General features: G+C 41.7%; 15 protein-coding genes. 8 read left to right on the top strand and 7 right to left on the bottom strand.

The window, feature by feature from the left end; translation table 11 throughout:
* Window positions 1-116 precede the first annotated feature (116 nt).
* Window positions 117-320, top strand: a complete 204-nt coding sequence (locus B2W36_RS10160; protein ID WP_293887620.1) for a hypothetical protein — start codon at window positions 117-119, stop codon at window positions 318-320.
* A gap of 429 nt (window positions 321-749) precedes the next feature.
* Here B2W36_RS10160 and B2W36_RS10155 read toward each other — a convergent pair whose 3' ends face one another.
* The gene (locus tag B2W36_RS10155) at window positions 750-1,925 is read right to left on the bottom strand and encodes an acyl-CoA dehydrogenase family protein (RefSeq protein ID WP_293884649.1); all 1,176 of its coding nucleotides are present in this window, start codon (window positions 1,923-1,925) and stop codon (window positions 750-752) included.
* Between the two features lie 123 nt (window positions 1,926-2,048).
* On the opposite strand from B2W36_RS10155, the gene B2W36_RS10150 reads away from it, so the two are divergent.
* Both B2W36_RS10150 and lat read left to right on the top strand, forming a co-directional pair.
* A complete protein-coding gene (locus B2W36_RS10150) occupies window positions 2,049-3,578 on the top strand; it encodes an aldehyde dehydrogenase family protein (RefSeq protein ID WP_293884650.1) in 1,530 nt (509 codons plus the stop codon).
* Window positions 3,579-3,597: 19 nt separating this feature from the next.
* Window positions 3,598-4,887 carry an L-lysine 6-transaminase gene (gene lat, locus B2W36_RS10145; RefSeq protein ID WP_293884651.1) on the top strand — a complete coding sequence of 430 codons (1,290 nt, stop codon included), beginning with the start codon at window positions 3,598-3,600 and terminating at the stop codon, window positions 4,885-4,887.
* 59 nt (window positions 4,888-4,946) lie between these two features.
* On the opposite strand, the gene B2W36_RS10140 is transcribed toward lat, so the two are convergent.
* From B2W36_RS10140 to B2W36_RS10130, 3 genes are all read right to left on the bottom strand, one after another.
* Window positions 4,947-5,744 carry a suppressor of fused domain protein gene (locus B2W36_RS10140; protein WP_293887619.1) on the bottom strand — a complete coding sequence of 266 codons (798 nt, stop codon included), beginning with the start codon at window positions 5,742-5,744 and terminating at the stop codon, window positions 4,947-4,949.
* Window positions 5,745-5,794: 50 nt separating this feature from the next.
* Window positions 5,795-6,244 carry an energy transducer TonB gene (locus tag B2W36_RS10135; protein WP_293884653.1) on the bottom strand — a complete coding sequence of 150 codons (450 nt, stop codon included), beginning with the start codon at window positions 6,242-6,244 and terminating at the stop codon, window positions 5,795-5,797.
* 71 nt (window positions 6,245-6,315) lie between these two features.
* A complete protein-coding gene (locus tag B2W36_RS10130; protein WP_209577808.1) occupies window positions 6,316-7,299 on the bottom strand; it encodes a hypothetical protein in 984 nt (327 codons plus the stop codon).
* A 221-nt stretch (window positions 7,300-7,520) separates the two neighbouring features.
* Here B2W36_RS10130 and B2W36_RS10125 point away from each other — a divergent pair, with 221 nt between their 5' ends.
* The 4 genes from B2W36_RS10125 to B2W36_RS10110 are packed head-to-tail and all read left to right on the top strand — an operon-like array spanning window position 7,521 to window position 9,697.
* Entirely contained in the window at window positions 7,521-8,027 is a 507-nt protein-coding gene (locus B2W36_RS10125) for a GbsR/MarR family transcriptional regulator (protein ID WP_209577807.1), read from the top strand.
* 4 nt (window positions 8,028-8,031) lie between these two features.
* Entirely contained in the window at window positions 8,032-8,394 is a 363-nt protein-coding gene (locus B2W36_RS10120) for a hypothetical protein (protein ID WP_293884654.1), read from the top strand.
* A gap of 4 nt (window positions 8,395-8,398) precedes the next feature.
* Window positions 8,399-8,779 (top strand): hypothetical protein, encoded by a 381-nt coding sequence (locus B2W36_RS10115; RefSeq protein WP_293884655.1) that lies wholly within the window; start codon window positions 8,399-8,401, stop codon window positions 8,777-8,779.
* A 27-nt stretch (window positions 8,780-8,806) separates the two neighbouring features.
* On the top strand, window positions 8,807-9,697 hold the full coding sequence (locus tag B2W36_RS10110) for a TIGR01777 family oxidoreductase (RefSeq protein ID WP_293884656.1): 891 nt from the start codon (window positions 8,807-8,809) through the stop codon (window positions 9,695-9,697).
* Window positions 9,698-9,731: 34 nt separating this feature from the next.
* On the opposite strand, the gene B2W36_RS10105 is transcribed toward B2W36_RS10110, so the two are convergent.
* Both B2W36_RS10105 and B2W36_RS10100 read right to left on the bottom strand, forming a co-directional pair.
* Window positions 9,732-11,843 carry a type IA DNA topoisomerase gene (locus B2W36_RS10105; protein ID WP_293884657.1) on the bottom strand — a complete coding sequence of 704 codons (2,112 nt, stop codon included), beginning with the start codon at window positions 11,841-11,843 and terminating at the stop codon, window positions 9,732-9,734.
* Window positions 11,844-11,872: 29 nt separating this feature from the next.
* Entirely contained in the window at window positions 11,873-13,231 is a 1,359-nt protein-coding gene (locus B2W36_RS10100; RefSeq protein WP_209577802.1) for a deoxyguanosinetriphosphate triphosphohydrolase, read from the bottom strand.
* A 245-nt stretch (window positions 13,232-13,476) separates the two neighbouring features.
* Here B2W36_RS10100 and B2W36_RS10095 point away from each other — a divergent pair, with 245 nt between their 5' ends.
* Window positions 13,477-14,535 (top strand): aldose epimerase family protein, encoded by a 1,059-nt coding sequence (locus tag B2W36_RS10095; RefSeq protein ID WP_293884658.1) that lies wholly within the window; start codon window positions 13,477-13,479, stop codon window positions 14,533-14,535.
* Between the two features lie 64 nt (window positions 14,536-14,599).
* On the opposite strand, the gene argH is transcribed toward B2W36_RS10095, so the two are convergent.
* Window positions 14,600-15,931: an argininosuccinate lyase gene (argH, locus tag B2W36_RS10090; RefSeq protein ID WP_293884659.1), complete on the bottom strand. Its 1,332-nt coding sequence runs from the start codon at window positions 15,929-15,931 to the stop codon at window positions 14,600-14,602.
* Between the last annotated feature and the right edge of the window lie 264 nt (window positions 15,932-16,195).

The raw sequence follows: 16,195 nt of genomic DNA, 5'->3' as shown, positions 1-16,195 counted from the left end.
AAGATGGGAGATTCTTTTTCGGCAGCCCCCACCCGGAGCGGAATTGCAGGTACAGTTGGCCGGTGAAAGGTTCTGCGCGCGGGGAGGCGGGCAGCCGGCAGCTGCACCATGACGGAATGGCCGGAGAGGTCGAAGTATGTGGAAGGCACGCCGCCGGGGCTCATGACCGGTATCTTGCTCAGGTTGCATGCAGCAGGCAGCGCCGAGCTGAACGTAAACGGCCTGCCAAATTGGTCGTATCGGGCGGCCGGCAGCTGCGCTATGACGGAATGGTTAGAGAAGTCGAAGTATTTGGAAAGGCACACCGCCGGGGCTCATGACCGGTATCTTGCCCTGATTGCATGCAGCAGGCAGCGCCGGGCTGAATATAAACGGCGGCAAACATGGTCGTATCGGGCGGCCAATGGAGGGCATTTAAAGTTATATCACATCATAGGTTAGTTTAGGGTTTAGTTAGGGTTTAGTTAGGGTTAGTTTAGGTTTAATATAGGTAAAAGCTATACTAAACCTAACTTAAGGCTAAGTTATAGGTAAACAAAAACCATATTAAGGGATAAGAAAGTAGTAACTGTGTATTTTTTAGGGATAAGACACTGCTATAACTAAGGATAACACCCAGGTCAAAGACGAGTCCAACCGCAGCACAAACCTCAGCTTATCCATGCCGAAAAATAGCTTTTAAGAAATAAATACGCGTATGTGCGCAGGATAAAGGAACACAAAACCCTTTTGCGTAACCAAAATTTACATTATGAAAATGCGTTTAGACCCGTAATATCTTGACCTGTGATCAATAAATGAATATCATGAGTTCCCTCATAGGTAATTACAGACTCCAGGTTCATCATATGCCGCATTATCGGGAAGTCACCGACAATCCCCATTCCACCAAGGATCTGTCTAGATTCTCGTGCAATCTGCAGCGCCATATTGACATTGTTCCTTTTGGCCATGGAGATTTGCTGTGGTGTCGCGCGTCCTTCATTTTTGAGTACACCTAAACGCCATGATAACAACTGCGCCTTAGTAATTTCCGTAAGGAATTCTGCAAGTTTCTTTTGCTGCAATTGAAAACCAGCAATTGGCTTACCAAACTGATGACGTTCCTGCGCGTACTGAACGGCAGTTTCATAACAATCTATTGCTGCTCCAATAACGCCCCATGAAATCCCATAGCGGGCTGAATTCAAACAGGAAAGCGGTCCCCGCATTGAATTTACACCTGGAAGCACATTTTCTGCTGGGATAAAAACATCATGAAAAACCAATTCACCTGTTTTCGAGGCGCGCAACGACCATTTATGTAGGGTTTCTGGCGTTTCAAAACCTGCCATTCCACGCTCAACGATCACCCCGTTTACTTTTCCGGACTCATCCCTCGCCCAGACCACAGCAATATCACATACGGGTGAATTTGTGATCCACATCTTGGCTCCATTTAATAAAAAGCCATCACCTTTGGTGGTTAATTTAGTTTCCATTCCACCGGGATCAGACCCATGATTGGGCTCAGTAAGACCAAAAGAGCCGACCAACTCCCCCGACGCCAGCCGCGGCAAATATTTAACACGCTGTTCCTCGCTACCATAGGTGTAAATCGGAAACATCACCAAAGAGGATTGCACAGAAGCTGCCGACCGAATGGCCGAGTCACCAGCTTCCAGTTCCTGCATGATTAAGCCATAAGAGATCTGATCCAAACCGGCTCCGCCATATTCAGTCGGAATATAAGGACCCAAGGCTCCAATAGCACCTAATTTAGGCATCAAACCAGCAATAGCACGATGCTCCTGTGCCGCATCCTCAATAAAAGGCTTAATCTCTGCTTTCACAAAATCGCGGACAGACTGCCGTATCAGTTTATGTTCTTCGGACAATAAATCATCCACTTGATAATAATCGGTATTGATCTGTTTAGTCATCATATAGTCTACATTAGCTTATCTAAGATAAAGAAAATTTTTTCACTGAACAATATTCAGTATAAACTTGACAACAAAAAACTTATTTCATATATTTAAATCATTCAGCGAATAAAATAAACCATTATGATAAAATCAGCGCTTAAAACACTTGGGATATCTTCTCAAAATTTAGGGTCATCAACTGGACAGCAATGGTTTTCCAAAGGCAAAGAATTCGAGTCCTTTTCACCTGTCGACGGAAAACTCATCGCGAAGATAAAAGGCAGTCATAGTAAAGACTATGAAGCAGTTGTTAAGCAGGCTGCTGATGCTTTTTTACAATGGCGTCTACTGCCCGCTCCGAAAAGAGGGAACATTGTTCGCCAGTTGGGAGACAAACTTCGTGAACTGAAACCCATCCTCGGAAAGTTAGTTTCCTATGAAATGGGTAAATCTTATCAGGAGGGTATGGGCGAAGTACAGGAAATGATAGACATATGCGACTTCGCTTTGGGTCTATCCCGCCAATTATATGGCAACACCATTCACTCGGAACGCCCGGGGCACCGTATGTACGACCAATATCACCCCTTGGGCGTGGTGGGTGTTATTACCGCATTCAATTTTCCAGTAGCCGTTTGGGCATGGAACACTGCGCTAGCCTTAGTCTGCGGAAATACGGTGGTGTGGAAGCCAAGCGAAAAGACGCCATTATGTGCGCTAGCTTGCCAAAAAATACTTGCAGAAATCTTACATCACAACGGACTACCTGAAGGAATATCCAACCTTATTATAGGCGACAGGCAAGCCGGAGAGTGGCTCACCGCAGACAATCGCATTGCTTTAATTTCTGCCACAGGCTCTACCCGTATGGGAAAAGAAGTCGCCGTTACTGTAGCGCAACGTCTTGGTAAGACTCTTTTGGAACTTGGCGGTAACAATGCAATCATCGTGACGCCCGATGCAGACTTAAAAATGACCATTATCGGCGCCGTCTTTGGAGCTGTAGGTACAGCTGGACAACGTTGTACAAGCACACGAAGACTTATTGTCCATGAGCGCATTTATGAAGAGGTTAAAAAACAACTGACTAAAGCGTATGGTCAACTAAAAATTGGAGACCCCTTAGATACGAAAAATCATGTAGGACCATTGATCGACAAAGACGCCGTAAAATCATACTTAAACGCACTGGAAAACATTAAAAAACAAGGAGGAAAATTGCTAATTAAGGGAAAGGTTCTTGAAGGTAAGGGATATGAAAGCGGCTGTTATGTGCAGCCAGTCATTGCAGAAGTGGAAAACCATTATGAAATCGTACAGCAAGAGACCTTTGCCCCGATTCTTTATTTGATCAAATATAAGGGTGATATCCGTGCCGCTATAGATCTTCAGAACAGTGTTGGCCAGGGGTTGTCTTCTGCGGTCATGACAAACAATCTGCAGGAAGCTGAGCTGTTTCTAAGTGCTGCAGGCTCTGATTGCGGTATTGCCAATGTCAATATCGGCACTTCAGGGGCCGAAATCGGAGGAGCATTTGGAGGCGAAAAAGAAACCGGTGGCGGTCGGGAATCTGGTTCTGATGCCTGGAAAGCCTACATGCGCCGTCAGACAAACACCATCAATTATACGACTGATCTGCCCTTGGCACAAGGGATCAAATTTGATTTATAAACCATTTACACACAAAACTATGAACAACGTACATGAAAGATTAAGCAAACATATATTAGCCGATGGGTTTCCTTTGGTTATGGATATGGAAAAATCCCATGGTTCTTATGTCGTAGATGAAAATGGTGACGAATACCTTGATATGTTCAGCATGTTTGCCTCGATGGCCGTGGGCTACAATCACCCCCATTTGGTCAAACAACGTGATTTTTTAGGTAAAATGGCAGTCAATAAACCTGCCATGTCGGATATCTACACGAAAGAGTTTGCTGATTTTGTTGACACATTTGATCGTGTGGCCATACCGAAAGAACTTTCCTATGCCTTTTTCATCTCGGGAGGAACTCTCGCAGTGGAAAACGCTTTAAAAGCTGCATTCGACTGGAAAACAAGACTGAATTTTGCCCAAGGAATACAAAAAGAAGCGAGCCAGGTAATTCACTTTAGACAGGCATTTCACGGTAGATCTGGCTATACACTTTCCTTAACAAATACACAAGACCCCAGAAAATACCTCTATTTCCCCAAGTTCAACTGGCCACGCATTACCAATCCGAAGCTGAGCTACCCCTTAACAAGGGAACATATTGATCAAACCATTGCTTTGGAGAAACAAGCTGTCTACGAAATACATGAAGCCCTTGCAGCGAACCCACATGATATCGCCTGCATCTTAATTGAACCGATTCAGGGTGAAGGCGGCGACAATCATTTCCGGATGGAATTTTTCTTACAACTCCGTAAAATCTGTGACGAAAATCAGATTCTATTGATCTTTGACGAAGTACAGACTGGATTGGGAATCACTGGTAAAATGTGGGCTTACCAACATTACAATGTAATTCCTGATATCATTGCTTTTGGCAAAAAAGCACAGGTATGTGGGATACTGGCCAGCAAAGAGAAATTTGATCAAGTGGAACATCATGTTTTCAAAGAATCAAGTCGTATCAATTCCACATTCGGTGGCGATTTTATGGATATGCTCCGCTTTAAATTAATTCTTGAAGTCATAGAACAGGAAAATCTCGTTCAAAATGCGGCCGAAAAAGGACGTTACCTCCAAGAGGAGCTCCAGAAGTTGATCGCAAAAAAAACACAGCTGTCTAATTTAAGGGGCGAGGGACTATTTGTTGCATTGGATTTTGACGCTGAAAGCGGACGCAATGAATTTATCAAGAATGCCTATGCAAATAAGCTTATCATGTTAGGTTGTGGTGAGAAAAGTGTTCGCTTTAGACCGCATCTTAATGTGAGTTATACGGATATCGACAAGACGATAACCCTTATGGAAAAAAGTATTTCCTAAAGGATATGCAATGCTATACTGTTTCGGTGCCTGTAGCATTGCATATCTTTTTTTAAAACCTATCTATCTTTACAGACATTAGGGCGATCAACATCAACCAGTTCCGAAATTCCGTATTCATCAAAACGATCTAAAAGGGCATCGGTGCCCTCCTCAAGTTTATAATCCATCTCTTCTCTATATACTGGAATCATCGCATAAAAATTGATGATATTTCCATCTTTAGTTTTCAACTCCAAAAAATCTTCATCAAAACTTAGCATAGGCGGAAGCAGTAACATACAACCAAACCCGGTATTTGCGATATCTTCGGCTTCCATTCCATTGGGAATGGTATGTCCATAACCTAACCAGGTTTTGTACTCATGTGGAAACCGCGCTAATCTTTTCAAAAAATATACTGGCCAATAATTGTTATCGTCCTGAAATTCTTCTTCCCCTATTTTCCAATCTGCAGGCAACACAACCATTAACTCAGCACGTTCATAAGTTTCCTTATTTTCCACCTCATCCGGAACCTGCATCGGTAAATCACTCATACCTGAAGTGACCAATATATGGTATGGATAGTTTGCACTTGGTTTAATCCAATGCACATCAATATGGACTAGTTCGGAGACAATTTCATGAAACACCATATCGGGTTCGGCAATATATTTTGTCAAGTGTTCCTCTATTTCATCAAGATAGACACATTGGATCTCCGGAAATAAGTTCTTCGGATCGTTATCCTCAGACTGATCTTCATAACGGTATACGGTAGATCCCCCCGGTGTAATTTCCGGATCCTTTTTTTCAGACGCGGATTCTTCCGCTCCACTGCTCATAATTTTTTTGACTTTATCCCAAAATGTCATAGTATCTTATAAATGGTGAAAATTTAAGCGATTATTTTTCTATTCAAATTTTATTCAATTACAGCTACTACAGGCTGTCTAAATCTTGTTTTAACTGATTTTCCATTAACTTGTGCTGGCATCCATTGCGGCGATTTTCGCATAACGGACAATACAGCTTTTGCAAACTCAGGGCTAACCTTTTCTGGGTTCTCGATTTCGATATTGCAGATAGACCCATCCTCACATACAATAAATTTGAGAATGGCTGTCTGTTTGGGGCCATATTTTGCATAGGCCACACTATCCATTGTTCCAACAGTTCTTGATAAGTCTAGATTATATTGCAAAAACCTGGACCATGCCACTGCTCCGCCTTTAAAATAAGGAAAATTATCAACGTCCTGTGCAATGCTGTCGGCCGGGATATCACGCTTAGCAATCACCTGCGCACTTGCAGAAGTACATACGAACAAGAAAAGTAGAATCGAAAAAAAAGTTTTGAAGCCTGTTAAATACATAACCTATACTAACCATAATCGTACCATTTAACGCTTGCATACGATCATTTATTGCGTGAAGCAATACACTATTAATTCAGTGGCATATCAACATGAGCAACAAAATCTCCGTTTTCGTTAACAAGAAAGCTAATGGGATGCTCCGGATTCTTAATAATCTCGAACAAGGTCAACCCCCAGGGTTTCCAAAAATTTTCCAGCACCTGGCCATAGGTTTTATTTTGCCAAGGATCAAAAATAGGTTTCATCGACATATCAGCTAATGGCATCGGCTCTACATATACTTTCTGTGGTGTATTTAAGTAAGTATAATCTGGCAAACGATTAAATAAGTAGGCTGAATAAAAATAGCGCGCGCACAATTCCTCAAATTGGATAGGGTGCAATGTTTTACCCGAAATGATTTTCAGGATATCTTCATGATAAATATTGTTTGTAGCATTATCTTGCAGACAGGCTACTAAGGCAAAGTCTTTCATACGAATAGAGAAGATCAATGTGTTGATTTCGTCCCGATACATAAATGTATCGGGCGCATTCTCCACAGGTACAACAACCAGTGAAAATGGAAACGTGTTTTCAAACTCCATTGGTACGACCAATGATTGCAACATCGCATGCAAATTTGTAAAACGCTGTGCAAGCGCCTGTGAAAAATTCATCTCCTCACCCGAAGCTTTTTGTTGGCGAATTCCTGCAAGAATTTCATTAAAAACTACGCCATAAATAATTTTTGTCATCCATTGAAACAACAATAGCGGATCCAACTGCTTAACCGCCTCATACCCCTGCTCAAATGACTGCTCTACCAACCGTTCCATTTGCTCAATAGCCGCTGCCGCCGCCATGGAACAAGGTAGTTTCAACGATTTGTAAGTCACCAGATTTTCATCTAGCATTTTAAAAGGTTTATCTTCCAATTGAAAGGATTTCATCATCCACACTGGAAAGACCTGAATGGATTCTTCTTCCGACTGAAGCTTACTTCCTGTTAAAAAACAAATATCTGAATCAAACTGAAATTGTTTGAAAGGATTATACAAAGTTGTCGCCATAATGCGGACAAAGTTAAAACAAATCGAAAAGTCCACAAGAAAAGCAAATTCTTATTACGAAAGGGTGACTCGTAGAACATAACTTATTTTATTTTCAGAAATTTTTGAAAATTCAAAAACTTTAAATAACTTTGATCTAACAAATTCACAGGATGCTGTAAATAAGCTGAACGTAAGAATCGCTTAAGGAAAAATTTAAATACGAACAAAAAGAAAGCTCAATGGAATTACAAGAAGCAAAACAACAATTCATAGACACATGGGGAGCTTTAGGTTCTGAATGGGGCATCAACAAATCTGTCGCTCAGGTTCATGCATTACTCCTCTCGGCAAGTAACCCCATGTCTACCGACGAGATTATGGAAAAGTTGGTTATCTCGCGGGGGAACGCCAATATGAGTATCCGACAATTGATCGACTACGGGATAGTTTACAAAAAACATATTGCCGGCGACAGGAAAGAATATTTTGTTGCGGAGAAAGAAGTCTTAAAATGGGCCATGAAAATTGCGGTCATGCGTAAGCAGAAAGAACTCGACCCTGTCATGGACATTCTAAAAGATATAAGCCGAAATACGGAAAAAGATCAGACAGCAGAGGGCAAAGAGTTTCACAAAACGGTCAAAGACATCCAGAATCTGACGGATCAACTCGAAACTATTGCCAACAAAATTTTCAATACAAGCGGCGGAGATTTATTGATTAAATTCATCAAACTAATGATGTAGCATTATGAACTTTAATATCTTAGCGTACACAGTCTATGGCCTACTCACCTGTTATATCATCATTTGGGTGGGGCGGTTATTCCACAGAAACGGCCGGATTTTTATCCTATCGCTTTTTCAACAGGATATCAACTTGGCCGATACGACTAACAATCTATTGCTCCTAGGATATTATCTGCTCAACATTGGCTATGCCATCTTACAATTTAGTTACTGGAAACAAATCGCATCATTTGATGAACTAATCAGCAGTATTGCATTCAAAACAGGAAGATTACTTTTTGTCCTTGTTGGCTTACATTACATCAATATGCTCGCTATTTATTTCTTCGGAAAAAGAAAAAATTCATTAACCATTAAACATTAATATCATGGGAAATTTAACCGTTATCGGGTACTTTATTTACCTACCCATTGCACTAGGATTAACCTATTATGTCGCCTACGTGCTTTTCAAAAATAGTATAGTGTACATGGATGATATCTTCGCCGGCAGGCCGGAGGTAGCCCATGCGACTAATAATCTTTTCCGCATCGGATTCTACCTGATGAATTTGGGATTTGCGCTTTATATCCTTGAAATCAGCCTTTACAAGCCAAGTCTTCAGGAACTCATTGAGCGCCTAAGCTATAAAATCGGTGGGTTTAGCATATATCTTGGTGTGATGCTTTTCCTCAATATGTTTCTCTTCTTTAGGGGCAAACGAATCGCTAAACAAAGAAGAGCATTGGATACTACTTACGATAGCTAATCTGAAAGGTTCTCAAATAGAAATACCATGGATAAAATAGTCATTGCTGGAGGGACAGGTTTTGTTGGACAATATCTTTCCAAGAGATTTCAAACTTTAGGTTTTCAAGTTGTCGTGATTGGGCGACGTCGGGGCACTATTCAATGGACTGATCACTCCAGTATTTCTGATGCACTGGAAAATGCGGCTATCCTAATCAATCTAGCTGGAAAATCTGTCAACTGTCGATACACTGAAAAAAATAAAGCCGAAATATTTTCTTCGAGAACAGATACGACATCGATTCTCGGTGAACTAATAGCAGGCTGTACCAATCCACCAAAATTATGGCTAAATTCTAGCACTGCGACCATTTACCGTCACGCTGAGGACCGTCCGATGACTGAAAGTTCGGGTGAAATCGGAACAGGATTTTCCGTTGATGTTGCCATGCTGTGGGAAAAAACCTTTTTCGATTTTAAATTACCGCAGACTCGACAGGTAGCACTCCGTATGGCCATTGTACTGGGGCCGGATGGTGGCGTTATACATCCTTTTAAAAACCTGGTCCGTTTTGGCCTCGGTGGTATACAGGGTAATGGCCGGCAATATTTTAGCTGGATCCATATCGAAGATCTTTTTCAGATCATCCAGTTCTTACAACGCCATGACGACATTAGTGGTGTCATCAATTGTGCGGCTCCCCATCCGATTACGAATAAAACCTTTATGGACACCTTTCGGCAGATCATGCATCGTAAAATTGGGCTACCTTCTCCCAAATGGCTACTGGAGATAGGAGCTGCTTTGATCGGTACGGAAACAGAGCTCCTTTTGAAAAGTCGTTGGGTATTACCGGAAAGATTGGAAAATCATGCTTACAGATTCAAATTTCCTACCATTTCGAGTGCGCTGGAGGATATTCTTCAACTTGGTTAACAGTAAAAAAGATAACAACGTGGGATACACTGGCTTATCCCACGTTAACTTTAAAATTTTCAAATACAAGCGGCGCATTAACAATAGTGCCTTCGTTATTTTTCACGCCTTTAAACTCCGAAGTTTTGCCTTTCTCCAACAGGTTCTTCATCTCCTTTTCGTCTAGAAAGATACCGTTCAATGTTCGCCAGATCTTAAAATCACATCCACGGGCATAATGGTCACATTGGGCGACTTTATCATAGAGCAAAATTAGCCCACTCTCACATTTCGGACATTTTATTTTTCCTTTCTGCTGGGGTTTAACTTCCTCCTGCGCAAGTGAAATCCGCAGCGTCAACAGTTCTTTAGTAATTTTGGCGGTGTAATCCTTAATATGTTTCATAAAAACATCATAGGAAACCTTATTGGCGCGCATTTCCTCCAGCTTCTGTTCCCATTTACCTGTCAACGTTACCTTGGCAATGGAACGATCTTTTACAAGGTTATACACGGCCAGTCCTTTTTCTGTTGGGATCAGTTTTTTCTTATCGCGCTTTATGTAGTCACGTTGAAAAAGCGTCTCAATAGTTGCAGCACGTGTAGCTGGGGTACCTAGGCCACAGTCTTTCATGGCCTGACGCATTTCATCGTCTTCAATTTCCTTTCCCGAAGTTTCCATGGCCTTCAATAATGAGGCTTCGGTATGTATGGGTCTGGCTTTGGTAAAACGTTCGGCAAGTTCGAGGGTCAGAATCTGCAATAATTCTTCGGCTAACAGCTTCGGTAATTGCGCATTTTCGTTGTCCTGATCCTCATTGTTCTTATCTTCATCCGGCGCTTCGATCTGCTCTGCAGACAACCGCCAGCCGTATTGCTTGATCACAGTACCTTTGGCAATGAGCTCAACACCTTGTGCATCTATCGTAACGGTAGTAATATCTTTTATACATACTTCCGAAAAACTTTCGACCATGCGCTTGGCAATCATATTGTAGATATTCTGCTGCTCTTTCAGCATGGGTCCGGGCTTTTCATCCGTCACTAACAGAGCATGGTGATCCGTTACCTTTTTATCATCGACAGAACGCTTATTCAATTTCGCGCCGATCAGATTTTTTGCGATTGATGCAATGGACTCTTCTGCTGTATCTGCCAAATGTTGAAAAAGTGCGCCAATTTCTTCAAAAACATCTTCACCAATATAACGGGAACCAGTACGCGGATAAGTAATAACCTTCTTTTCGTACAGTGTTTGCGCAATACTGAGCGTCTGATCGGCCGAATAACCATATTTTTTATTCGCATCCTGTTGCAGCGATGTTAAATCAAACAACAGCGGTGGTTGCTCTTTTGTTTCTTTGGCTTCTACCCTTGCCACACGTGCATTGGAACCAACCGTGAGTCGCGCAACGGTCTCTTCAGCGACATCCTTTTTATCGATCTTAGCAGAGGTAGCTTTAAAACTGATATTGTCTTTTTCAAACCCGGCCTGGATTTTATAAAATGCCTGCGGTTTAAAGTCTTTATTTTCCAGATAGCGCGAACAGATCATGGCCAAAGTTGGTGTCTGCACGCGACCTAAAGAAAGCAGGCCTTTATTACCAGCTGCTAACGTGATGGCTTGCGTTGCATTGATACCGATCAGCCAGTCCGACTCCGAGCGTGAGCGGGCAGACATGTAGAGGCTATCGTATTCCGTACCTTCCTTCAAATTGGCAAATCCCTCCTTAATGGCTTTATCCGTTTGGCTTGAAATCCACAAGCGTTTAAACGGCACTTTAGACCCTAAAAAATAATATATATTGCGAAAGATCAATTCGCCTTCCCGTCCGGCATCGGTAGCCACAATGATTTCTTCGGCCTGATCCAAAAGGGATTTAATGGTATTGAGCTGCTTTACTGCTCCAGTATCGTCCATCTGCTTGCCATCACGCTTCACCTTTTTCGACTCCAGTTTAAAAGTTTGTGGAATGATGGGCAAGTTTGAGATTGTCCACGAATTATATCCGTAGGCCTGAGGTGTACAGAGTTGGACCAAATGTCCGAAAGCATACGTAAAAGCATACCCATTACCGGCAATATACCCGTCTTTGACTTCCTTCGCCCCCATCACCCGAGCTAGATCACGTGCCACGGAGGGCTTTTCAGCAATTACAACCTTCATTTTAGCTATGAGATATTAGATGTTAGATGTTAGTCGATCGAAGGTATCGTTATTCCCTTGATCTTACGATACAGCTCTATCGCATAAACGTCGGTCATGCCTGATACAAAATCCAATACGCAACGGATCTTCGAATACGAATCTTGTTTTTCTGTATAAAATTGTTCAGGAATTAAAGCGACAAGTTTCTTATCGTAATTATTCTTATTCTTCTTGAGGTACGCTGGAACAAATTCTTTTAAAAGTGCATCCATCACCCGATAGCCAGCAATCTCAATCTGTACAACCGTGGGAGCATTGTAGATTTTTGCGATAGAAATCTTCGAGATTTTGTTCATCTGTGCAACAATTTCTTCATCAAGTGCATCCATTAGCGCTGACCCGAATGTTCCAGACAAGAATTTGTCCTGTTCACGTACAAAGACGTCAACACATCCTTTAATCAAGGTGTTGATAGCTTTGGCCCGCAACAATGCTACTCGGCTCGGCGTATCCAGCAGACCGTCGAGTCTGTCGCGAAGATTCTCTTTACCACATAGCGGCAATAGCAACTCTTCCACTTCTTGATAGGACAAAATCTTCAGATGATGAGCATCTTCCAGGTCTATAATATTGTAACAGATATCATCTGCAGCCTCCACCAGATAAACCAACGGATGTCTCAGATAGCCTTTTGGATTAGAAGGATCTTTTAATAAGCCCAATTCATTGGCGATTTTTTCGAATGCTTTTTGCTCTTCTGTAAAAAAGCCATACTTCTTGCGGTGATGACTTTTCTTAAGATGCCCATCAATGGCTAGACATGGATATTTCACGATGGAAGCCAAGGAAGTATATGTCAATGCAAATCCTTTAGGATCTTTGCCCTGAAAGGCATGTGTCAGGATACGTAAGGCATTTGCATTTCCTTCAAAATGGGTTAAATCGGCCCATTCCTCAGCCGTAACCTGCTCTTGGTATTTACGCCCGTCTCCGTCTGTGAAGTAAGTCGATATGGCGGACTCACCCGAGTGGCCAAAGGCAGGATTACCCAAATCATGTGAAAGGCATGCTGCAGAAATAATATTGCCGACTTCCTGAAGAAACGGATAATCCGCATCAAGATTGGGGTTTTCCTCTTTCAACTTCGCATAAAACATACGTCCCAAAGAGCGTCCAACACTGGCTACTTCCAAACTATGGGTCAATCTATTGTGAACGAATACAGCGCCAGGTAGCGGAAAAACCTGTGTTTTATTCTGTAATCTTCGAAATGGGGAAGAAAAGATCAAACGATCGTAATCCCGTTGAAATTCCGACCGCGCCACGAGATAACTATCTACGCTCCGATCTTCGTAACCCCAGCGCTTTGCGGAGAGCAAATCTTTCCAATTCATTTTTTCAGACATAGCGCAAACTTAGATAAATTTGCCCTTAAATACAATTATAATCCTTGCGGCACTGCCCCAAAATTACCCTAAACATCTTTGGCCCACATTCACTGCTGACTTCTTTATTTCCTTATTAAATTGCGATTTTTATACCAAAATTCTCGGTTGAATGGTAGCAAATTTTATAGATGCCCGCGATCAAAGTCATTTTTATACTGGTTATATTCTGTATCTTTATGCTACAATACCAATAGGGATCAATCATGACAAAATATCAAACACTTATTCCAAAACATTTTGAAGGTACAATTGACGGCAAAAACACGCATTTGCTCTTATTAAAAAATGAAGGGGGCATGCAAGTCCTCTTAACTGACTACGGTGCACGTATTGTCAGTATTTTGGTTCCTGACAACAAAGGAAATTTGGTAGACGTTGCACTGGGGTTTGATTCTATTCAGGCCTATCTCGATTCAGACGAGAAATACCATGGTTGCACTGCAGGGCGTTTCGCAAATCGCATTGCAGATGGTAAATTTGAAATCAACGGAAAGCATTACACACTTCCTCAAAACAATGGCAATAATTGTCTTCATGGCGGTATATCGGGTTTTCATGACAAGGTTTGGGATAGAAGGGTTACCTATCAATCGCACGTTGAATTTTATTATATTTCTCCAGATGGTGAGGAAGGTTTTCCTGGGAACCTAAAAGTGATGGTTTCCTATACCTTATCGCGAAATAATGAGATCATTATTAAATATCATGCGCAATCGGATGCTGATACACATGTCAACTTAACCAACCATACCTACTTCAATCTGGACGGGGAAGGTAGTGGTGACGTATTGCAGCAGATCCTTCAGATCAATTCAGATGAAGTTTTATTTGTAGACGAGAATCAGATACCGAATGCAATAGTACCTGTAGAAGGCACAGCTTTTGATTTCCGCATCCCGAAACCTATTGTTCAGGACATCGCAGCTAACAATGAACAATTAATTGCTGCGAAAGGATACGACCATTGTTATGTCAATAATCAGCCCATCTCCCTGCCCTGTGCGACAGCTTATTCGAAAAATACGGGCATTCAGCTGGATGTTTTCACCACCGAACCAGGTGTACAGCTTTATACAGCAAACTGGATGACGGGAAATGATTATGGTAAAACAGGCCATAAGTACCTCCCCTATGCCGGATTTTGTCTGGAAACGCAGCATTTTCCGGATACGCCCAACCAAGCAGACTTTCCTTCTACTTTGTTGAAAGCCGGAGAGTCATTTGACTCCGAGACACACTTTAAGTTCTCAATAAAAAAATAGCAAAATAGACCGGCCGGTCTATTTTGCTATGTGATGTCTTTTTCCAAGAAGACAACAGCACCTTTTATTTTAGAAGATCGTCTATTGCAGAATTAACTTTGTCAAAACAGAAAGTCGCTTTGACCTCTTCAAACATACGTTGAATCTGATCGTTGCATAGATTTCCAATACTCCCTTCGTGGGTATGATTTACTTCTTTCGATGGCTTGAAGCGCCCTTCATCAATATCAATGCCTATAGTACGATAGGCTTCACGGAATGGCACCCCTTTAAGGACTTCATTGTTTACCACTTCTACGGAAAACAGATAATCATATTTTGGATCGTCCAGGATATTCTCTTTAACGGAAATGTTTTCCAACATGAAGGTTGCAATTTCAAGACATTCATTGAGTGATTTAAAAGCCGGGAATAAATTCTCTTTTAACAACTGAAGATCCCTATGGTAACCGGATGGCAAATTTGTTGTCATCAATGCAATCTCATTTGGCAATGCTTGAATCTTATTACAGCGCGATCGGATCAACTCAAAGACATCAGGATTTTTCTTATGCGGCATAATACTCGATCCTGTGGTCAAATGTGCAGGAAATGAGATAAAGCCAAAATTCTGGTTGATATAAAGACAGACGTCCATGGCAAACTTAGCTAGGGTTGCGGCTATTGAACTCATCCCCTGTGCCAAGATACGTTCGGTTTTACCACGTCCCATCTGCGCATAGACCACATTATAATTGAGATCCTCAAACCCCAACAATTGCGTGGTCAGGGTCCTATTTAAAGGGAAAGATGATCCATAACCTGCAGCGGATCCCAACGGATTTTTGTTACAAACCTTCCAGGCTGCACGCATCATCTCCAGATCATCAACAAGGCTTTCGGCGTAAGCACCAAACCACAACCCAAACGATGAAGGCATGGCGATCTGCAAATGGGTGTAACCAGGAATGAGGATATGCTTGTACTGCTCGCTGAGTTTTATTAATTCGCTAAAAAACGCTTCTGTATTGTGGATGATATGTTGAATTTCGGAGCGAAAGTATAACTTTAGATCGACCAATACCTGATCATTACGGGATCTGCCTGAATGGATTTTTTTCCCTGCTTCACCGATACGCTGTGTAAGCAGCATTTCAACCTGCGAGTGCACGTCTTCCACAGAATCTTCAATGCGAAAATCTCCAGCAAGGATTTCGCTATAGATATTTTTTAGCTCTTTCTGTACGAGCGCCAGGTCCTCATCCGTCATGAGGTCTATACTGTTCAACATACGTGTATGAGCCAATGAGCCCAAAACATCTGCAGCAGCAAGTTGCAGATCCATGACCCGGTCATTGCCCACAGTAAACGATTCTACAAAAGAATCTACATCTATATTTTTTTGCCAGATTTTCATTCTTCTAATTTTTTAAATGCTATTTTGATCAAAAGCTTATGGCAGGTTTAGGATGGATTGAAGCTCCTGATAATTTTATGACATCCGATTTTTACAAAAATACCAATTGCAAATGGTTATATCAATGCAAAGATTGCATACATTTTTTGGATGACTTCGTTAAAAAATGGAAAAATAGCGTCGTTAAAATAGGCTATTACAAAAAAAATAAAATGTTAAAAGTTTGTTAAATCGCGATAAACACACATTATAAGTGATCACTCA

It is taken from the genome of Sphingobacterium sp. UBA3549 (genome assembly GCF_002376635.1).
Taxonomy (GTDB): Bacteria; Bacteroidota; Bacteroidia; order Sphingobacteriales; family Sphingobacteriaceae; genus Sphingobacterium.
Note: the sequence above shows the minus strand (reverse complement) of the source record. Positions and strands in the feature narration are given on the sequence as shown.